This window comes from Bradyrhizobium sp. ma5, assembly GCF_042258955.1.
GTDB lineage: Bacteria > Pseudomonadota > Alphaproteobacteria > Rhizobiales > Xanthobacteraceae > Bradyrhizobium.
On sequence record NZ_CP170156.1, the window covers coordinates 1,384,138 to 1,404,943 of the forward strand.

At 60.0% G+C, this 20,806-nt stretch carries 19 protein-coding genes; 17 read left to right on the forward strand and 2 right to left on the reverse strand.

The features are described 5' to 3' along the window. Window positions 1-558: 558 nt before the first annotated feature. The 17 genes from ACE103_RS06380 to ACE103_RS06460 all read left to right on the forward strand — a co-directional run bounded on the left by ACE103_RS06380 (window position 559) and on the right by ACE103_RS06460 (window position 18,779). A complete protein-coding gene (locus ACE103_RS06380) occupies window positions 559-804 on the forward strand; it encodes a hypothetical protein (protein ID WP_223968512.1) in 246 nt (81 codons plus the stop codon). 209 nt (window positions 805-1,013) lie between these two features. Beyond that, a complete protein-coding gene (locus ACE103_RS06385; protein WP_375781024.1) occupies window positions 1,014-1,904 on the forward strand; it encodes a formylglycine-generating enzyme family protein in 891 nt (296 codons plus the stop codon). After that, complete coding sequence (locus ACE103_RS06390) at window positions 1,904-3,613, forward strand: arylsulfatase (protein WP_375778746.1); 1,710 nt, start codon at window positions 1,904-1,906, stop codon at window positions 3,611-3,613. Before ACE103_RS06385 ends, ACE103_RS06390 begins: the two co-directional genes overlap by 1 nt. Before the next feature lie 69 nt (window positions 3,614-3,682). Next, a complete protein-coding gene (locus ACE103_RS06395; RefSeq protein WP_375778747.1) occupies window positions 3,683-4,696 on the forward strand; it encodes an HAD family hydrolase in 1,014 nt (337 codons plus the stop codon). Window positions 4,697-4,735: 39 nt separating this feature from the next. After that, a complete protein-coding gene (locus ACE103_RS06400; RefSeq protein ID WP_375778748.1) occupies window positions 4,736-6,031 on the forward strand; it encodes a DUF3300 domain-containing protein in 1,296 nt (431 codons plus the stop codon). An 82-nt stretch (window positions 6,032-6,113) separates the two neighbouring features. Further along, window positions 6,114-6,365 carry a hypothetical protein gene (locus tag ACE103_RS06405; RefSeq protein ID WP_375778749.1) on the forward strand — a complete coding sequence of 84 codons (252 nt, stop codon included), beginning with the start codon at window positions 6,114-6,116 and terminating at the stop codon, window positions 6,363-6,365. Window positions 6,366-6,458: 93 nt separating this feature from the next. Further along, complete coding sequence (locus tag ACE103_RS06410) at window positions 6,459-6,824, forward strand: DUF3302 domain-containing protein (protein ID WP_375778750.1); 366 nt, start codon at window positions 6,459-6,461, stop codon at window positions 6,822-6,824. A gap of 1 nt (window position 6,825) precedes the next feature. Next, a complete protein-coding gene (locus ACE103_RS06415) occupies window positions 6,826-7,017 on the forward strand; it encodes an ABC transporter C-terminal domain-containing protein (RefSeq protein ID WP_375778751.1) in 192 nt (63 codons plus the stop codon). After that, window positions 7,014-8,153, forward strand: a complete 1,140-nt coding sequence (locus ACE103_RS06420) for an HlyD family secretion protein (protein ID WP_375778752.1) — start codon at window positions 7,014-7,016, stop codon at window positions 8,151-8,153. Before ACE103_RS06415 ends, ACE103_RS06420 begins: the two co-directional genes overlap by 4 nt. Before the next feature lie 86 nt (window positions 8,154-8,239). After that, on the forward strand, window positions 8,240-9,709 hold the full coding sequence (locus ACE103_RS06425) for a transglycosylase SLT domain-containing protein (RefSeq protein WP_375778753.1): 1,470 nt from the start codon (window positions 8,240-8,242) through the stop codon (window positions 9,707-9,709). Window positions 9,710-9,751: 42 nt separating this feature from the next. Then, window positions 9,752-10,120: an HdeA/HdeB family chaperone gene (locus ACE103_RS06430; RefSeq protein ID WP_375778754.1), complete on the forward strand. Its 369-nt coding sequence runs from the start codon at window positions 9,752-9,754 to the stop codon at window positions 10,118-10,120. Window positions 10,121-10,287: 167 nt separating this feature from the next. After that, entirely contained in the window at window positions 10,288-12,210 is a 1,923-nt protein-coding gene (locus ACE103_RS06435; protein ID WP_375778755.1) for an adenylate/guanylate cyclase domain-containing protein, read from the forward strand. Between the two features lie 390 nt (window positions 12,211-12,600). Beyond that, window positions 12,601-13,485 (forward strand): transporter, encoded by an 885-nt coding sequence (locus ACE103_RS06440; RefSeq protein ID WP_375778756.1) that lies wholly within the window; start codon window positions 12,601-12,603, stop codon window positions 13,483-13,485. A 208-nt stretch (window positions 13,486-13,693) separates the two neighbouring features. Beyond that, the gene (locus ACE103_RS06445; protein WP_375778757.1) at window positions 13,694-15,115 is read left to right on the forward strand and encodes a DUF4403 family protein; all 1,422 of its coding nucleotides are present in this window, start codon (window positions 13,694-13,696) and stop codon (window positions 15,113-15,115) included. A gap of 3 nt (window positions 15,116-15,118) precedes the next feature. Then, complete coding sequence (locus tag ACE103_RS06450; RefSeq protein WP_375778758.1) at window positions 15,119-16,306, forward strand: alpha/beta fold hydrolase; 1,188 nt, start codon at window positions 15,119-15,121, stop codon at window positions 16,304-16,306. Window positions 16,307-16,465: 159 nt separating this feature from the next. After that, window positions 16,466-16,978: a lipocalin-like domain-containing protein gene (locus ACE103_RS06455; RefSeq protein WP_375778759.1), complete on the forward strand. Its 513-nt coding sequence runs from the start codon at window positions 16,466-16,468 to the stop codon at window positions 16,976-16,978. Between the two features lie 472 nt (window positions 16,979-17,450). Further along, on the forward strand, window positions 17,451-18,779 hold the full coding sequence (locus ACE103_RS06460) for an adenylate/guanylate cyclase domain-containing protein (RefSeq protein WP_375778760.1): 1,329 nt from the start codon (window positions 17,451-17,453) through the stop codon (window positions 18,777-18,779). 62 nt (window positions 18,780-18,841) lie between these two features. Here the strand turns inward: ACE103_RS06460 and ACE103_RS06465 are convergent, their stop codons facing one another. Continuing rightward, window positions 18,842-19,603: an IS5 family transposase gene (locus ACE103_RS06465; RefSeq protein ID WP_375778761.1), complete on the reverse strand. Its 762-nt coding sequence runs from the start codon at window positions 19,601-19,603 to the stop codon at window positions 18,842-18,844. Between the two features lie 162 nt (window positions 19,604-19,765). After that, window positions 19,766-20,779: a methyltransferase gene (locus ACE103_RS06470; protein ID WP_375778762.1), complete on the reverse strand. Its 1,014-nt coding sequence runs from the start codon at window positions 20,777-20,779 to the stop codon at window positions 19,766-19,768. Between the last annotated feature and the right edge of the window lie 27 nt (window positions 20,780-20,806).

The following is a 20,806-nucleotide window of genomic DNA, read 5'->3' on the forward strand; positions in this document are numbered from 1 at the left end:
TGCTGATGATGTGTTGCTGTTGCATCAGCGGGCGCGAGACAATGCTGCAACACCCATCCTTCTTCCAAAATTCTCTGCGCGTCGGCATTTTTGTTCAGCGTGCTGGCGTTGTTGGCACAAACTGCATATCGGATTCTCGCAGGTTTGATGCGAATTTTGCGAAGTCGAGCCATCCTGCGGCCTTTCGACACGGAGTTCGCAGGCCATCGTTTGTGACCCGCACCGGGCTTCCGCTTGAACGAGGTCCGAGCTTGAAAACGACGATCCAGTCCAGACAGATCTCGAGGTGAGATCGCAACCCAGCCAGATCATTCACATGGTTGGCCCTGGTGTGCGCGCTTGCCGGGAGTAGTCGTTACGTATTCGCGCGCGAACACGAATGGAGACCACCAGGTGTAGCGCGGCTGTGCGTCGTGCCGGCGCTTGTTCGCGGCATTCGTCGCGCACCGTGTCAGGTGCAGGTAGCGCGGAGTGCGAACATGTTCGTACCTTGACGAGGCCGCTCCTAAAACGATGCTACTCGGGCGATGAGATACGAATTCAAGCCATGGACATGCCATGGAGGTAATTCGCTCGATAGTGGCACGCTTCCCGCGGCGCGAACTGGACATTCGCCGCTGCTTCAATCGCGACGCGCAGTTTCGAGCGGTGTGTGCGGATTATGACGAGGCGATGAAAGCGCTGCGGCGCTGGCAACAGGCTGCCAGGCAGAACGATCCTGAAGCCGGCCCAAGGGCCGCCGATTATGAACGTCTGGTTGGCGAATTGGAGGAAGAGGTCTTGGCGCATTTGAACGGGCCATAGTCGGCAGGAAAACCCTGGGTCGGTAGGTCGACCGTGATCCAAGTTCCGCCGGCAGTCCACGACAACAAACTCATCCAAGCCCTGGCGCATGAGATCGCCAGAACGAGGAAGTGGAGGCAAAGTTCGTGAATATCGCGCAGAGAACGGTCGCGAACGTAGACGAAACTCTCGCCTCCGGCAGCATTTTCGTTCCCGGCGGCACGTTTCGGATGGGATCGGATCGGCATTATCCGGAGGAAGCTCCGTCGCACAGGGTGAGCGTCGACGGGTTCTGGATCGACCGCACGCCGGTGACGAACCGACAATTCAAGGCGTTCGTGCGCGCCACCGGTTACGTCACCTTCGCGGAGGTCGCTCCGGACCCGAAGGACTATCCGGATGCCCTGCCGCACATGATCTACGCGGGGTCGCTCACCTTCACGCCGCCGGACCATCCCGTCGATCTGCGCGACTACAGCCAGTGGTGGACGCTGCTCAAAGGTGCGAACTGGCGCCATCCCTATGGCCCGAAAAGCAACATCAAGTCGCTGGACGAGCACCCCGTCGTGCATGTCACCCATGCCGACGCACTCGCCTATGCGCTATGGGCCGGCAAGGATTTGCCGACGGAAGCAGAGTGGGAGTTTGCCGCGCGCGGCGGCCTCGACGGCGCTGAATATGCCTGGGGCGATGAATTCGTACCGGGCGGCGTGCATCAAGCCAATACGTGGCAAGGTCACTTTCCGTTCGAGAACCGGTGCGAGGACGGCCATGCGCGGACCTCGCCTGTCACGACCTATCCGCCGAACAGCTACGGCGTGTTCGACATGATCGGCAATGTCTGGGAGTGGACCAGCGATTGGTGGGCGCCGAAGCATTCCGCCGACGCAAAGAAGGCCTGTTGCATTCCGCAGAACCCGCGGGGTGGCGTCGAGCATGAAAGTCACGATCCGGCGCTGCCGCTCAGCCGGATCCCGCGCAAGGTGATCAAGGGAGGCTCGCATCTCTGCGCGCCAAACTATTGTCGGCGGTACCGGCCGGCTGCGCGCCATGCCGAGCCGATCGACACGTCGACCAGCCACCTCGGTTTTCGCTGCGTCACACGTCCAGGGAGAAAGTGATGACTGACAAGAAGACGACCGAAGACCTCAGCCGCCGCAAACTGCTTGCGGCTTCGAGTTCACTCGCCACCATTGCCGCCTTTGGGGCAATGGCGCCTGTCCAGACTGCTCAAGCGCAAGCGCAACTGCCCGCGCGGCCCGCCGGTGCGAGCGGAGACAAGCCGAATATCATCCTGATCCTGTCGGATGACTTTGGTTATGGTGACGCCGGTGTCTATGGTGGCGGCGAAAATCGCGGCATGCCGACGCCGAGCATCGATCGTCTCGCGTCCGAAGGCATGCAATTCATGTCCTTCTATGCGCAACCAAGCTGCACGCCGGGACGTGCCGCGGTGCAGACCGGACGAATTCCAAATCGCAGCGGCATGACGACAGTGGCGTTTCAGGGACAGGGCGGCGGTCTTCCTGCGGCCGAATGGACGCTCGGATCGGTTCTGAAGACCGGGGGCTACAAGACGTTCTTTGCCGGCAAATGGCATCTCGGTGAGGCCGACTATGCGATACCCAATGCCCAGGGCTATGACGAGATGAAGTATTGCGGACTCTATCATCTCAACGCCTACACTTACGCCGACCCGACCTGGTTTCCAGATATGGATCCCGAACTCAGGGCGATGTTCGAGAAGGTTACGAAGGGGTCGCTTTCCGGGAATGCCGGGCAGCCGGCGAAGGAAGATTTTAAGATCAACGGTCAGTACGTCAACACGCCGGACAAGGGCGTGGTCGGCATTCCCTTCTTCGACGACTATGTCGAGAAGGCTTCGCTCGAATATCTGGATCGTAACAAATCATCGGGCCCCTTCTTCATGAGTATCAATTTCATGAAGGTGCATCAGCCCAACATGCCGGCGCCCGAGTTTCAGGGAAAGTCGATGTCCAAGAGTAAGTTCGGCGACTCGGTCGTGGAGAACGACACGCGGATCGGCCGGATCATGGACAAGGTGCGGTCCCTCGGTCTCGACAAGAACACTTATGTGTTCTGGACCACCGACAATGGGGCTTGGCAGGACGTCTATCCGGATGCCGGGTACACGCCGTTCCGCGGTACCAAGGGCACCGTCCGCGAGGGCGGCAACCGCGTCCCGTCAATCGCATGGGGTCCGGGTATCAAGGCCGGCACGAGGAATTCCGACATTGTCGGCGGCCTCGACTACATGGCGACCTTCGCAAAACTCGCTGGCGTAAAGCTTCCGGAGAACGACCGCGAGGGCAAACCGATCATCTTCGACAGCTACGATATGTCTCCCGTCCTGTTCGGCACCGGTAAGTCCGATCGCAAGAGCTGGTTCTACTTTACGGAGAACGAGCTGACACCGGGCGCTGTTCGGGTCGGCAACTACAAGGCGGTGTTCAATTTGCGGGGCGACGATGGCACCAAGACCGGCGGTCTCGCTGTTGACAGCAACCTTGGCTGGAAGGGACCGGAGTCCTATGTCGCGACTGTTCCGCAGGTCTTTGATCTTTGGCAGGACCCTCAGGAACGTTATGACATATTCATGAACAACTACACGGAACATACCTGGACCTTGGTCACGATCAACGCCGCCACCAAGGAGCTAGTGCAGACTTATATGAAATATCCGCCGCGCAAGCTTCAGAGCGAGAGTTATTCAGGACCGATTACTCTGACGCAGTACCAGCGGTTCCAGTACGTGAGAGATCAACTCGCAAAGGACGGCTTCAGCATCGGCATACCGTCGGGCAACTAACCCCAATGCAAATGGAACGGCCCCGACGATCTCGGGGCCGTTTTATCTCATTGTGCAGGCAAGAAACCTATGAAGAAGACCATTGTCGATCGTCGATCAATCCTCGCGGGTTTGCTGGTTTCCGCCGCATCCATACCTCTCGCCAGTCGTTTAGCGTTGGCACAGAGCGATCCTCTTCCGTCGTGGAACGAGGGCCAGTCCAAGAAATCGATTCTGGATTTCGTTTCCGCAGTGACGCGAGAGGGAGGACCGGATTTCATTCCCGGGTCTGAGCGCATTGCTACTTTCGACAATGACGGCACGCTCTGGTGCGAACAGCCGATGTATGTGCAACTCGCGTTTGCGCTGGACCGGGTAAAAGCGCTTGCTCCCAAGCATCCGGAATGGAAGCAGAAGCAACCCTTCAAAGCCGTTCTCGACAAGGACATCGCAACGCTTGCCAAGGCCGGCGAGAAGGGCCTGGTTGAGCTCGTCATGGCGACCCACGCCGGTATGACAACATCCGAGTTCGAGCGGATCGCCAGCGACTGGATCAAGACGGCGCGTCATCCGAAGTTCAACCGGCCCTACACCGATCTCGTCTACCAGCCGATGCTGGAAGTGCTCGCATATCTCCGAGCCAGCGGATTCAAGACGTTCATCGTTTCGGGCGGCGGCATCGAGTTCATGCGGCCGTGGAGCGAACGTGTCTACGGCATTCCACCCGAGCAGGTCGTCGGATCGAGCATCAAGACGCAGTTCAAGATCGACAAGGACGGCCCGGTCCTGGTGCGCCTGCCGACGATCGATCTGGTCGATGACGGTCCCGGAAAACCCGTCGGCATCAACTCGCATATCGGCCGGCGTCCGATCGCGGCCTTTGGCAATTCCGACGGCGATTTCCAGATGCTGCAATGGACCACGGCCGCGCGCGACCGCCGCTTCGGCCTGATCGTGCATCACACGGATGCTGAGCGCGAATACGCGTACGACCGCAAGTCGCCCTTCGGCAAGCTCGACAAGGGCCTCGACGCCGCGAGCGCCAATGGCTGGACCGTTGTCAGCATGAAGGACGATTGGAAGCGGATATTTGCCTTCCAGTAAGCCGGAGACATTGGTTGTAAGAGCTACAGGGAAGCAAAAATGAAGAAACGTACATCCAAACTGCGCACGTTCAATTTTCTGAGTGCTCTGGCAGTCGGCCTTATAATCCTCGCTCGCGCGCATGCGCAGGCGCCGACGGATCAGCAGCCCGCGCCGGTTCAGGCCGCAGCGCCGGCAGCTGCCAAGCTCCCGGACGGACAGATCGAGCAACTGGTGGCACCCATAGCGCTCTATCCGGATGCGTTGCTGTCGCAGATCCTGATGGCCTCGACCTATCCGCTGGAAGTCGTTGAGGCCGCGCGCTGGTCGCAGGACAACAAGAGCCTCACCGGCAAGGCGCTCGAAGACGCCATGCAGAAGCAATCCTGGGATCCGAGCGTCAAGGCGCTGACCTCGGTGCCACAAGTGCTGCAGATGATGAACGACAAGCTCGAATGGGTGCAGCAGCTCGGCGATGCCTTCCTGGGGCAGGAGCAGGATGTGATGAGCGCGGTGCAGAAGCTGCGCCAGCGCGCCGACGCCGCCGGCAATCTCAAGTCGACGCCGCAACAGAAGGTGACCAAGAGCGCGCCGCCGGCGGGCGTTTCGGCGCCATCTGGGATGTCGCAGGCGATCTCGATCGAACCGGTCGATCCGGACACTTACTATGTGCCCGTCTACGATCCCGGTGTCGTCTACGGCGCGTGGGATTACCCCGCCTACCAGCCGTTCTACTGGTCTCCGCCCGGTTACGCCGCCGCAGGCGTGATCGGCTTTGCAACGGGCGTTGCCGTCGGGGCTGCCATCTGGGGTGGCTGCAACTGGTGGAACCGCAACGTCTACGTCAACGTCAATCGCTATAACAGCTTCAACCGCACCAACATCAGAACCAACACCTGGGCCCACAATCCCGCCCATCGCGGCGGCGTCGCCTATCGCGATAGCGGCGTGGCGCGGCGCTTCGGCAGCGGCAACACGCCGGCCGCGCGCGAAGCCCTGCGCAATCGCACCGGCGGTCCCGGCGGCGGCAAGTTTTCGAACGCCGGCGCAGGCCGGGCCAAGAGCGCAGTCTCGCAGCGCGCCGGCAATCGCGGCGCCAGCGTCTCCCGCCGCACCAGCAGTCGAAGCGTCACCCGCGCCCGCACCGGCGCCGGCAATCGCGCCGCGATCTCGCACAGAAGCGTGACGCACTCACGCGTCAGCGGTCGTGTTGGCGGTGGTGGCCGCCCGGCCGCGATGCGCGGTGGCGGCGGCATGCGAGCCGGCGGCTTTCACGGGGGCGGTCGTGGAGGCGGCGGATTCCACGGAGGTGGCCGTGGTGGCGGCGGTTTTCATGGTGGTGGTCGTCGGCGCTAGGGGCGCAGCACCGGCCGGCGAGTCCACGGTCGCCCTCGAGTTTGCCTAGGACGGTGGTGGTCTCGGCAAGGGAGGTGAGGCCGTGATCGGAATCAACGGCAAGGAGGTCGGCCGAGGCCGGATCCCCAACACGGTGGCAGGTCGCTTCGGCATCGATACGTTTGGTGTCGGCTCAGATACGGGCGCTCCGGTATCCGACGCTTACACCGCTCGCTTCCCGTTCACCGGCAAGATCAAACGCGTCGATATCGAACTCGGCCCGCAAAGTTTGAAACCGGAAGACGAAGCGAAGCTGCACGAGATGCAGACGATGTTCGTCGGTGCACAGGAGTAGACGGCTACTAGATGTCGTTCGATCGTACGTTCCAGGGGGGCCACGGCCCGCTTGGGGGTGAAGCTTCACCTAACTTGGCGAGAGGTCGATAGAATGGACTTCAAGCTTCAGGCGTTCGGGTCATTTCTGCATTGGCTGACGCTTATCGTGCTTTGCATCATGCCAGTCGTGCTGGCCTATGTGATTTACCGCCTCGGGGGGCTTCCCGGGGCGATCGCGCGCTCACGCAATCATCCGCAGGCCGAGGCCATCAACATCTGTGGCTGGATGGGCATCATCACATTGGTGTTGTGGCCGTTGGCGCTGATCTGGGCTTATCTCGCGCCGGGGAAGCCATTGACCGGCGGTGCTGCGGCGGGAGCCAATGACACGGCATTGATCGCCCAGCTTCAGGACGCTCGGCGGCGGCTCGCGGCAATCGAAGGCAGACTTCCGCAGCAGCAGCGGGCAGGGGGCTGACATGCTCTGGGCCATCGCGAGCTCGATCGTTGTGATCTACCTCTATCGTCAGCTCAACGCACCGATCACTCCTGCTGCATCCGGAGGCGCTCCGGCCGGCACGATCGAGGCTGAGATCGCCGCGTTGAATGCGCAAATTGCAGCACTCGAAACCAAAATTGCAGGCTCGGACGGCGGAGGCGTCAAGCCATGATGCCGGCCATTTTCGGAAGTTACGCGGCGCTGATCTGGCTCGTCTTCGCGAAGCTCAGGCTGATTCCGCTGACTTTACCTATCGCAATCATTCTGGCCGCGGTCGGACCGCTGTTTGCTTTCTACATCATCCTGTCGATGAACAATGATCATCCGTCCTCGACCGACGCGCGGGTGTTCCAGCGGGTGGTGCAGATCACGCCGCACATCACCGTGCCGGGTCGGGTTCAGACTGTCGTAGCGCAGGCCAACACGCCGCTGACGAAGGGCGACGTGCTGTTCACGATCGACCCAAGGCCCTTTCAGTTCGAGGTCAACCGCCTGGAGGCTGCCGTCGCGGCTGCCACGCAGTCTGTCCCGCAGTTGAAGGCGGCGCTGGACCAGGCGACGGCAGGCGTTGAACGTGCCGGGGCGCAGTTGAGTCTGGCTCAAGCCGACTTCGATCGCCAGAACGTGCTGTTCACCAAAGGCGACATCGCGCAGGCCGCGCTCGACAAATATCAGCGTAACCTCGAGTCCGCCCAAGAGGCGGTCACGGGGGCGAAAGCGGTCGAGACCAAAGCGCGGCTTGCCTACGAATCGAACATTGGAGACGAGAACACCACCGTCGCGCAGGCGCGGCAGCAGCTCGACCAGGCAAAATACAATCTGGACGAAGCAACCGTCCGCGCGCCCTGCGACGGCTATGTGACAAACCTGCAGCTTCTACCGGGCACGGTCGTCAGCGCCGCGGCATCCGTCATGCCTTTTGTCTGTAACCGCGACGGGGGCAACCGCGGCGTGGTCGTCGCGACGTTCATGCAAGGGCCCTATCTTGCTATCAAGCCGGGGGCTTACGCCGAGGTAGTGTTTCCGATGTACCCGGGGCGGGTGTTTCCCGGCAAAGTGCTGACTACGATCGATCTCGCATCCGAGGGCCAGCTCACTGCAACCGGCTTGTTCCCGGGGACCGACACTCCTCACAACGCGCGTTTCGCCGTCCGCATCAAGCTGGATGACAGCGATGATTTGAGATTGCCCGCGGGTACGCAGGGAAGCGCGGCTGTGTTCAGTGGCGACGTGCAAATCGCCGGTGTGATCAGGATGGCAGTCCTGCGCGCCAACAGTTGGCTGAACTATCTGTTCTTTACGTCATGACGGCGGGGGGAAATTAGCTAAGCGGTGCTCACGACACCGACGACCAACTTTTCCACTCTTGATGAAGCGACAATTGGGTAATGACGATGTTCGCATATTCAAACTGTTTAAAGCTTCGCAATCTGGCGGCGGGGCAGCTTCTCGTGCTCGGCGCGTTACTGCTTGCAAACTGTTCAGCCGACGCCGAACCGCAGGTTCTTGCGCTCCCCGCGCTGAAGGCCTGGCAGGGCGACTTCGATGGCATGCAGAAGCGCAAACTTGTGCGAATTCTCGTGCCGACCGACAGGACGTCGTTCTTCATCGACAAAGGTGAGCAACTCGGCTTCGAGGCCGAGCTAGGCGCCGAGTTCGAGAACTGGTTGAACAAGCGCTATGGCAAGAAAAGGCAGAGGTTCTATGTCGGCTTTGTTCCGACGCCGCGTGACAGATTGCTGAGCGACCTCGTTGCAGGAAAGGGCGATGTCGCCGCGGGCTTGCTCACGGCTACACCGGAGCGGAGCAAGCTGGTGGACTTCGCCGATCCCTGGGCCTCCGGTATTCGCGAGGTGCTCGTGACGGGCTCCGCCGCGCCGAGCGTTGGCTCGCCGAACGATCTCGGTGGAAAGACGATTCAGGTCCGGCAATCGAGCAGCTATTTCGAGCACCTGACGGCACTCAATGCGGACCGGAAGGTCAAGGGACTGGACCCCATCATCATAAAGCCGGCCGACAGGAATCTCGAGGACGAGGATTTGCTGGAGATGGTCAGCGTCGGCCTGTTGCCTTGGGCCGTCGTCGACCGTTTCAAGGCGCAGGCGTGGGCGGGCCTCTTAAAGGGGCTGACGGTGCGCGACGACATCGCCATCAACGAAGGCGGCGACATCGCCTGGGCGATCCGAAAGAACAGTCCGGGATTCAAGAAGGAGCTGGCCGAGTTCGTCCGCACACACAAGATAGGAACCGAGTTCGGCAATGATCTACGCGCTAGCTATTTTAGGACGGCAAAGCCGCTGAAGAACGCGCTTGCGCATAACGAGGCGGAGAAGTTCAGGGCGCCGCGCGCGTCGTTCGAAAAATACGGCGGACAGTATTTCATCGATCCGGTCCTGCTTGCGGCCCAGGGCTACCAGGAGTCTGAGCTCGACCAGGCCTGCCACAATGCCTCGGGCGCGACGGGCATCATGCAGATCAAGCCCAGTACTGCAAAGGAGAAGCCGATCGAGATCACCGGTATCGCAGCCAGTGCCGACACTAACATACACGTGGGCTCAAAATACCTGCGCTACCTCGCCAACACCTATGTCGATCCCGCGGTCGTCGACCCGCGTGAGCGCGTGTTGATGGCGCTGGCCGCCTACAATGCCGGCCCGGGCAATCTCAAGCGCTTCCGGGACTATGCGAGCAAGCACGGCTTCGACGCGACCATATGGTTTGGCAATGTCGAGAATGGCGCCGCGGCGATTGTCGGGCAGGAGACGGTCCAGTACGTCGGCAAGATCTACAAATATTACGTCGCCTACGAGGCGATCCGTTCGCCCGCACCGGGAAGCGCAGCGGCCGAGCCGTCGCAGAAATAATCGGGGTAACGGCTTCAACGATGAGAAAGGGAGGATGAAGAAATGACGACGAACAAAACTGGTCCCATGAAACTCAAAATGTTTGCGTGCGAGATCGGGCTCGCTGTTGTCGCACTGACCATCTCGTTCGCTCCCACTCAGGCGCAGGTCCCGCTCTCTAGCTACATGGATTCGAAAGGATTCATCGACGTTCAGGCTCTGACCTGTGCGCAGCTCGCCAACACCTATCAGGAAGACGCCGACTATCTCGCAGCATGGTACAGCGGCTGGTACAACGGCCTGGCGCAGAAGCATTTTGCCCACGTCACGCGGGCAAAATCCGGCGAGCACCAGGTGATCGTCTATTGCAAGGCGCACCCTGAGCTCAAGGTCATCCAGGCCATCGACGTGCTTTTCAAGAACGAGAAGTGATTGGTGATGCACTGATGAAGATCGGTGCAGCGAGACATCAGCGTCTCACCGCATCGTCCTCCCGAGGAAGCAAGACAAGCGGCGTGCAGTTCGAGTGCACCTGCCGTCCAAGGCGGCGTTGACGGAGCACGTGCAATAGTCTCGAGCGACAGACGGTTGGGTGGTTGATGAGTTTTCGCCTCACCCTGACGGCTTGCGTCATGTTCATGATCGGCCTTTTGGCCGCGTTGCTGATTGTCGTCCAGGTTCTGACACTCGAGCTCGTCACCGAGAATGCAGCGACATCGACCATGGACACGACGAGCCGCAGCACGGTCTCCTCGCTTCAGCTCCAGGTCGAAATGCTGTCGCGCTTGGCTCGTTCGCTGGCTTTCACCCCGGCCATCATGGATTCGTCCGACCCTGGCGACGCAAGCCCGACGGCGGCGCTCATCAGGGGAAATCTGTCGCAATGGCCTGCACTGGACAGCATCTATGTCGGCTACGACAACGGCTATTGGCTTCAGGTGCAGCGATTGGATGGGTTGAGAGGGGTCCAGCGCGAGCGCGTCGGCGGTCCGGTCGACGCGGTCTACGCCACGACAATCACGCAATGGGCTGGCGGCGAGGAGATGCCGACGACGCGCGTGTTTCTGGACAAGGACGGTAACCGCATAGAGCAGATTGAGATTTCGTCGCGAGGCTACGATGCACGCGAGCGCGACTGGTACATGAACGCCCGCAAGGCAGGCCATTTGATCACGTCTGAGCCTTATCTCTCATTCAACCTCGGCGTCCCTATGCTCACCTTCAGCGTGCCGTTTGACGGGAAGGCGCATGGTGTCGTCGGGCTGGATCTCAAGCTCGACAGCTACAGCAGATCGGCGCCAATCATGAAGTTCGGCAAGTATGGCTATCTGCTGATTTTTGACGACCAGGGCGCGTTGATTATCCACCCCAACTACGCGGCGCTGTTCGCGCGTACGTCGACGGATGCGGCAGGTCCAAGACTTCCCAGTACAAGTGATCTTCACGATACGATCGAAGGACGCGTCGTGGCCGATTGGGACAAGAGCAGCCCCTACAGGCACAAGCTATCCTGGAAGGACGGCAGGGAGTATTTCGCGCGTCTTGAAACCATTGCGCTCGGGCCGAACCTCTCGGCGAACGTGCTTCTGATTGCTCCCGAGGACGAATTCGCCTCCGGTATCCGGGAGCTCGACCGAAAAGCCAGGATAATCGCACTGCTGGCCTGCCTCCTGTTCATTCCCGCGGCCTGGATATTCGGAACGCGCATGTCGACGACGATCCGCGATATCACGGGCGAGGCTGCGCGGTTGCAAACGATGGCGCCGCCGCCCAAACAGGCGATCGGCTCGGTGATCAAGGAGCTGGATATTCTGGCGCGAACAATTCACAAATCGCAAAGGGCGATCTGGCTGTTCTCCAGGCTCGCGCCGCGCGCGATCGTGAGCGGCGTGCTCGACAATTCGATCTCGACCGAGCTCGGCGGGACGCGCCAGGAAATCACGGCGCTGTTCACCGACGTGCGGGGATTCACGACGATAGCGGAGAAAGCCGATCCCGATCGGCTGATGCAGCAGACGTCTCGTTATTTCACCGCTCTGACTGACGTCATCCTGCGTCAGGGCGGCACTGTTGACAAATTCATCGGCGATGCCGTGATGGCATTCTGGAACGCGCCGAACCCGCAAAGCGATCACTGCGAGCGCGCTTGCCGCGCCGCCTTGCAGGCAAAAGCCGCGAATGAAGCGGTCAACCTGCAATTCGAAGCGGAAGGGCTGCCATCCTTCTTCACGCGGTTCGGCATTCACGTTGGCGAAGCCGTCGTCGGAAATCTCGGCTCGTCGGAGCGCATGAACTACACCGCGCTCGGGAACGTCGTTAATCTCGCGGCCCGACTCGAAGGGCTCAACAAGCAATACGACACTCAAATTCTCGTCAGCGAGAGCGTCTACGTGCGCGTCAAGCAGAGCTTCCGCTGCCGGTTCGTCGACACGGTCGTGGCAAAGGGAATGGCGGCAGAGACAAGAGTTTACGAGCTTCTGGGAGAGACTTCGAATGGCGCGGCAGATGCTGGCGCTCCATGAGGTCGAGAGACCCCGGCGTGAGCATCAAGGAGTTTCTGCACATTCACCATTGGACGTCGGACGCTCACTCTGTCTTGAGAAACTGGCGGCGGGATGGAGCCGTCAAACACCTCTTACGACGTCAATTGTTCGAGTGAGATTCTCTACCTGTTGCGTGACGGATACAGACTTTGAGCTACGTATCTGATCTGCTTCGCATAAATCGGTTCGCGGGAGGCGAAAATGAGAGCCGGGTCATCAAATGTTTGTCGAGTCGCACTTGTCGCCGCGATCGCACTTGTATGTCGCTCCCACACGTCGCTGGCTGACGAGAGTGGTGTCTCCCTCTGGCTTCCGGGACAGTTCGGAAGTTTGGCCGCAGCGCCGGCCGTGCCTGGGTGGTCATTGGGAATGGTCGCGTACCACACCAGCGTCGATGCATCGGGCAATGTCGCAGCTGCGCGGCAGATCCAGATTGGCCAGGTACCAGCGTCAGCCAACGTCAATCTCAACGCCAATTTGAGCGCCCGCGGGGATCTACTCTTTCTTGCGCCAACCTACACTTTCGCGTCTCCGGTCCTGGGTGGACAGCTCGCGGTCGGTGTAACTGGCGTAGTGGGCCGGCTTTCCACGAGCATTGCCGGCACGCTGACAGCGCAGGTCGGTCCCGTCGTCGCCACGCGCGAAGGGGTTTTGGCTGACTCGTTCACCGGGGTAGGCGATCTCTATCCGCAGGTCACCCTGAAATGGAACCAAGGGGTCCACAACTGGATGGTCTATGGGTTCGGCGATATTCCCGTCGGGGACTATGACTCCGCGCGACTGTCGAACATCGGCATCGGGCACGGCGCCATCGATATGGGCGCCGGCTACACCTACCTCAACCCAGCGACGGGTTGGGAGTTCTCCGGAGTTGGCGGCTTTACCTTCAATTTCAAGAATACAACAACCAACTATCAAAACGGTGTCGACTTCCACTTCGACTGGGGCGCCTCGCACTTCTTGTCCAAGCAGCTATTCGTCGGTTTGGTTGGATATGCGTACCAGCAGATTACCGACGACTATGGTGCCGCGCCGTTCCTTGGCGGCTTTAGGTCACGCGTTTTCGGTGCTGGACCGCAAATCGGCTATCTGTTTCCAATCGGAGACAAACAGGGCTATCTCAATTTGAAGGGATACAAGGAGTTTGCCGCTGAGAACCGGCCGGAGGGTTGGAACGTCTGGTTAACATTCGCGATTTCAAACGCTGCGCCAACCTCGACGGTCGCACCGACAAACCACCTGATCACGAAGTAGGCGAGCCGATTAAACTGCCGGGGGTTCGAGCTTTGCCGTGTGCGCGACTTCATCAGTCAAGAGCGCAACGCGGAAGACGACCACCCCCTCAATAAGTAAATACGCGCAGCACCTTGAGGTCAATTGGAGTCCTCAGCTCATGGCGCGCCCTGACCTTTTGTTGTTATGGTCATCGTGGCGCTTGTTGGAATCTGAGCAAAGCAGACGCATGGTTGACTTCGTCAAACTATCAGTGATGCGGCGTCTAGCCTTCGCCGCGCTGTCGGTTTTCGGTTTCGCCATTTTGATCTCGGCTGCTCATGCCGACGAAAAGCCGCCGCTGGCGCCGGACACAGTCGCGCCCCTCACCACGGAGTCGCGGATTTCGGCGAGCATCGAGCTCGGTCTGCCGGCGCTCGCGTCCACGATCACGCAAGACATTCCGCGCCGGCTCGCCACGATCGACGAGAAGGTGACTTGCGTCAATCGGCGCGTGCTGTTCGCTCGCATTAGAGCGAATTGCGACATCTATGGCTTTGTCGAGCGATCGGGACCGGTCTCGCTCTATGGCCGCGGCGAACGCGTCTACGGCTCGGTACCGATCTATGGCGCGCTGGAAGGGCAGGGCGCCAATCGCTTCACCGCGCGCATCCACGGCGAGACCGAGGCCAGTGCGACGATCGAGGTCGAGGCTCGTCCGCAACTCAACAAGGACTGGTCACTTGATTTGCATTTCAGCGACGGCTTTCGATGGAACGAGCCGCCCGTGCTCCGCGTCCTTGGCCGCGATATTCCAGTGGCCAAATATGCCGAGCCGCGAATTCGCACCCAACTCGCCAAGGTGAGGTCGCGCGCGCTGGCGGCGAGCCGCCGCCTTGATCTGCAAGGCAAGGCGGCCGCGGCTTGGGGTCGCGCGTTCGAGCCTGTCCAGCTTCGCGACAATCCACCAATCTGGTTACAATTAACGCTGGAAAGCGCGGCTTTCGCTGGCGTTCGCGCCGATTCCAGGGCGCTTCGCGGAACGCTGGAGCTCGCAGGCTCGGCGCGGACGCTGGTCGCACAGCAACCGCCGGTAGTCATAGCACCGCCATTGCCGCCGCTCGGCCGCGACGTCGGCGAGCCCGGAGCGTTCGACGTCATTCTCCCGATCAATATTGGGTACGATGTCCTCAAGCGGAAGATTTCCGATGCGCTGGCCGCCGCACCTCCGCTCGCCGAAATGCTGGTTCGCGAGGTCGAGGTTTATCCGTCGTCAGGCAAGCTCGTGATCGGCCTGCGGCTCGGCAAACCGTCGGACAGCGATGCGAGCGCGGGCCAGTGGGTCTATTTGTCCGGCGGGATTGCGGTCGCAGACGATGGCCATTCGGCCGGGCTATCCGACCTCGCGGTCACGAGCAGCAACGATCAACTCAACGCGCTGATCACCCCCCTGGTGGCGCAATTGCGCGACAAGACGACCGTCGATTACGGCGTCGCTTATCAGAACCTGTTGAATGCCGCGAACGAGAAACTGACGCGCCCCCTGAAAGACGGCTTCCGGATGGAAGGACATCTGACCTCGGCGAAGCTTGAAAAGGTATATCTGCCGGCCGAAGGTATCGTGATTGCGCTGCGCGCCAGCGGCGATCTGAAAATCCTGTATGGGCTCTGAGCCATGTACCCGAGTGTTCTGAAAGTTGGAGCCCGTCAAGCCGCCGCAGGATTGTTGTTTCTACTGTCCGGTCATCTGGGCCCGGCGCCTGCGCAGACGCCGTTCTACAACGCGCAACGATCGTCGCTCGCGGGGCAGCCAGGTACGATCGTTCGACAGGAACGGATCGACGGTGCGCCGCTGGAAGCTGCCGCGTATCGGACGCTTTACCGCTCGACCGGATTGAACGGCGAGCCAATCTTTGTTTCCGGCGTCATTGTCGTGCCGCAAGGCGATTCGCCGCCTGGCGGTCGTCCGATCGTTGCCTGGGCGCACCCGACCTCCGGCGTGACGCCGCGCTGTGCGCCGTCGCTCGCGATCTTTCTGTTCCAGCAAATCCAGGGACTGCGCTCCTTCGTCGAACGCGGCTATGTCGTTGCGGCAACTGACTACCCCGGTCTCGGAACGCCCGAGACGCATCCTTATCTGGTCGGCGACAGCGAGGCGCGCGCCGTGATCGACATCGTGCGGGCGGCATCCGGCATGCCTGGTGCCGGAGGCGGCAAGCGTTTTACTGTGTGGGGTCATTCGCAAGGCGGCCAAGCCGCGCTTTTCACCGGTATGATTGTCAAGTCTTATGCGCCGGAGTTTGAGCTGTTGGGCGTCGCCGCGGCAGCGCCTGCGACCGACCTAGCCGCTCTGATGAAGGACGATATCGGGACCAGCGGCGGCAACAACATCATGGCGATGACGCTGTGGTCCTGGCATCGCGTGTTTGATGCATCCCTCGCCAAAACCGTCGATCCACGCGCGCTGCCCACGCTCGATCGGCTTGCGCGCGTCTGCATCGAGGGGCCATTCGATCTGTCCGCGCGTCAGAGAATCGGGCAGGCGCTCAACCAGCAATTCCTCAGCGTCGACCAGCCCGCAGATATCGAGCCGTGGCGATCGCTTCTGGAAAAGAACTCGGCCGGCGTCTTGCCGTCCGAAATTCCAGTGTTCCTAGCGCAGGGAACCACCGACCAGATCATCAAACCCAACGTGACGCGCGATTACATGAGCAAGCTCTGTGGCGCCGGCAGCAAGGTCAAACTGATGATCTTGCCCAATATCGGCCACGGCCGCGCCGCGCAGGCGAGCACGATGGCCGCGGTAAACTGGACCTCCGACAGGTTTGCGGGTGCCGCGGTACCCGATGATTGCGCTCGCTAGTGGCGGAAGTCGCACTCTAATGTCCGCTTCTGGCCCAAGCAGACCTGAGGCCGGCGCGGATAGACGTCAGCTTTTGACCCAAAGCGGACGTAGTCCTCCCCCATTGCTGATAATCGTATCGCCCAGTAAGCTTGCTCCATGGCAAAGCAGGGGCGTCCCATGAACAGGCGTTATGCACTCGGGCTTTCTGCGGCTGCATTAATTTCAGTTGTCGTCTTTCCGAACAAGAGCTCTTCTCAGGCAAAGTCTCTCAAGGACCAGTTGATAGGCACCTGGATTTACAAGTCCAGCAAGGCCACGCGCGAAGATGGTAGCGCTGTGGAGCGTCCGAAGCTGCAAGGGGCCGTCACCTATACTGCCGAAGGCCGCTTCCATTTTATCACGGTGCGCTCTGATGCGCCCAAATATGCGTCGGGCGATTCTGCGCGCCCCTCTCCAGAGGAGGCAATGGCTATCGCGTCAGGTGTCGTCGCTTATACCGGAACGTACACAGTCGACGAGAGTGCAAAGACAATCCACGTCAGTATCGAGACAAGTTCATTCCCCAACTTAGTTGGAGCACCAAATCAGCGGCGGATCGTGACGTCCGTCACCGACGACGAATTGAAGTTCACAAATCCGCGGACGCCGGCCGGCATCACACTGGAGTTCGTGTTAGAGCGGGCGAAATGAACTTCAGCAAGTTCGGTTTTGGCCCTTGGTCGAGCGCTCGCGGCATCCGCCGGCTCGTCGGCTTGGGACGCTTCAACCGGGACCCGTTCCATGCGTATCTTCGCTGCAATTGGACGAGCCTGCTTCCATCGCTCTTCCATTTCCACTGGTGACGGCTGTGGTGCCGAGGCGGTTGCACGGGGCTTGGTTCTGGCCCTCAACCGCCGTTGCTGCGCTGCCCGCCAACCGTCATTGGGCTGGTTGAGCATCACGGCCTATGATCGAATGAAGCGGCCACCACGGCGACGAAGAAGATTGGTGTGACGCTGCCCTAGACGTTGCTCATCAGCGCCAATGAGATGATCGAATAGGTGGCATTGCCGATAACCACGAAGACGCAGCGCGGCTAATATGGTAGGTTTTTGGTGGTGAAACTCTAATTTTTTCTTGAGACTTCATTCTGTGTAGAACGCCCAGCACGTTGGAGCCGGATATGGCCCATTTTGTTATGCCGCAAACTCAATACGCGCGCAGCGGCGACATAAGCATTGCGTACCACGTCATTGGCGACGGACCGATCGATCTTATGATCATCCCTGGCGCGATCTCGCATATTGAGCTCATCTTCGAGCTGCCGGGCGTAATCGACAACGTGCTCCGGCTAGCTCGCTTTGCTCGGATCATAACTTTCGATAAGCGTGGCGTGGGCCTGTCCGACCGAGTACTGGGGGTACCGTCTCTAGAAGAGCGCGTAGACGACATCCGTGCGGTGCTGGATGCGGTGGGGTCCCGCAAAACAGCTCTGTTGGGTTTCTCAGAGGGTAGCGCCATGAGCCTTCTGTTTTCCGCGACTTATCCAGACCGTGTTTCGCACTTGGTTCTAGCGGGCGGGTTCATTCGAGCCGGTTACTCCGTCCCTGAAGCTCAGTTTGAGGCAATTGCGGACCAGATAGTTGCCGGCTGGGGCTCGGGGCAAATGATGAAACGCGTCGTCGGGATAACGGAGGGTACAAAAGAGCAGCTCGCTGCCCTAGGGAGATTCGAGCGGATGAGTTGTAGTCCCGGTGCGTTCAAAGCAGCTATGGTGATGAATCGACGTATAGATGTCGAACCTATTTTGGAAAGTGTGCGGGTGCCAACTCTTCTGCTTCACAGCAAGATAGATGCTGTTGTTCCCGTCGCTGAGGGACGGAAGCTGGCGCGTGCGATCGTAGGAGCAAAGTACATCGAATACGACAATCTTCCGCACGGTCTTCTACTGACTCCGGGATGCGAAGAGGTGATGGACGACATCGAAGAGTTTGTCACGGGGCACCGACCTGACATTTCGGATGACGTTGACCGCGTCCTAGCAACCGTATTGTTTACCGACATAGTCAACTCCACGACACGAGCGATAGAGCTCGGGGATCGCCGTTGGCGCGCTCTTCTGGATGCTCATGATCGCTTGTCGGCTCAAGTCGTCGAGAAGCATCGAGGAAAGATGGTAAAGAACACAGGCGATGGAATTTTGGCCATGTTCGATGGCCCCGGACGCGGTGTTCGTTGTGCTTTGGCGCTCGGTGAAGCCGCACAGCAGATTGGCTTACCCTTACGTGCGGGGCTGCACACGGGTGAGGTCGAGATGCGTGGCGACGACGTAGGTGGGATCGCGGTTCACGTCGCTGCCCGGATTATGAGCCAATCAGGCGAGAACGAAGTATTTGTGTCGCGCGTCGTTACCGACTTGGTTGCTGGTGCCGGATTAAGGTTTATGGACCGGGGCTCGTTTGATCTGAAGGGACTGCCGGGGTCTTGGGATTTGTTCGCGGCCGTTCAATAGCAACTCAGACACCTCTTTTTCCGGCCTTTCCAGCCTTAGACGACGCATTCAGCCCATGACTGCTAGGACGCGGACTCACTAAGGCGCAGCCATAGCCGGATTGACGCGAGTTGAACGAAGGCAAGGTAGTTGGCGGACAGCCTGTCGTAGCGCGTCGCCACCCGGCGACATTGTTTGATCCTGTTGAAGAACCGCTCGACCCGGTTACGAGCCCGGTAGAGATAGGGACTGAAGCAGATAGGATCACTGCGATTGCTTTTCGGCGGGATGTTAGCCCACGCGCCCTTCTTCATGGCAAGCGCTCTGATCCAGTCGGCGTCATAGCCACGGTCGGCAAGCAGCATTGATCCGGACTTCAGACGAGCCAGCAGTTTTCTCGCAAGTCGAACGTCGTGGGCCTCGCCGGGACTCAACGCCAGCCGTACCGGCAGACCATTGCTATCGACCACCGCATGAATTTTGCTCGTCAAGCCGCCGCGTGACCGCCCCATCGATTGGCGCTGGTTTTGCATGATGCAGGCTCCATGCTGATGCACGCGGACAATCGAGGTGTCGATCATTTGGACAGCGGCATCATGAGCAGCGGCAAGTGCGTCTATGATACGGCTCCAGACCCCAGCCCTCCGCCAGCGAACGAAGCGGTTATAGCAAGTGGTGTACGGGCCGAACGCCTCAGGCAGATCGCGCCAGGGTGCTCCCGATCTCAAGACCCAAAAGATGCCGTTTAGGACACGGCGATCGTTCACCCGAGGAACGCCACGTGGCTTGTTGGGCAACATCGGCTTGAGGGCGGCCCATTCAAAATCGGCAAGTTCATAGCGCATGATTCGAAGCTCCAGCTTGACAGCTTGAATCACATGCATCCGACCAAACACAACGCGTCCAATTCCCTCCGTTACTGCTGCTTTTGGAGCGCAGCGGACAGGGACCATCCAACTGGATCAGTCAAAATGATCCTGAGTCCGCACCTGAAGATATGGCGCCGCCTATTTTTCGCCGATGATCATGGAGTTACCACCTGGAAGGTGCCGAACCATCGTCTTTGTGAACCCGGCCGAACGCATCCAACCGGTGCAATCCGTTGCCGTATATCCAAACCCACCCGCCGTCCAAAGGAGCATGTTGAGAGAGGAGAGCAAGCCAGTTGTGCTAGTGCGCCGGTCGTCATCGATCAGCATATCATAGACGATGACAGCCCCACCTATCCGAACCGATCGACACGCCTTCTCCAGCAACATCTTCTTGGCTTCAAGGTCCCAATTGTGGAGGACGCGACCCAAGACGATGACATCGGCCTGAGGCAACGGATCCTTGAAGAAATCGCCTCCCGCGAAACTCACCCTATCAGCGACGTTGCGTTCGACCGCGTACTCCTCGAACGCCGTGCACAGCATCGGGAGATCGAACCCGATCGCGCGGACGTGAGGATGTGCCAAAGCAACCTGGACCGGTAGGCAACCTTGAGCGGTGCCTACGTCGCAAAGTGTCTGATAATTCTCCCAGGGGAACTGGTGAGCGATACCTTGAGCGGCGAGCAAGCTGCCGGACGTCATCGCGCTAACGAAGGTCCGGAATCTCACTGCGTCATTGTACAAAGACCCGAAGTGATCCTGGCCGTGCGTTTCTGCCGCCGGGTTGCCGGTCTGCAGCGACTTCGTCAGCGATCCCCATAAAGCGTATTCGCGGCGGTTGTACTGATCGAAGCTGGCGCCGAGATAAGTCGGCTTCGCTCGGTCTAGATAGAGATCGCTCTCCTCGGTATTGCGATATCGCCCTTCGTCGTCTCGCGTCAGAAGACCAGTCGCGACGAGTACATCGAAGAAGTCGCGAGCCGCGCGGCCGTGGACCTGAATGCGGCTGGCGAGCCCGCTCGCATCGAGCGGGCCGACTGCGAGTTCCGAAAAAACTCCGAGTTCGACCGCGCTCAATAGAACTTTCGCCTGTCGATAGGCGCTGCCGATCTCCAAAAGCCGATCGGTGCGCGGATGCTCGCAGGTCATGGGGATACTTCTCCTGTCTCGGGGCCT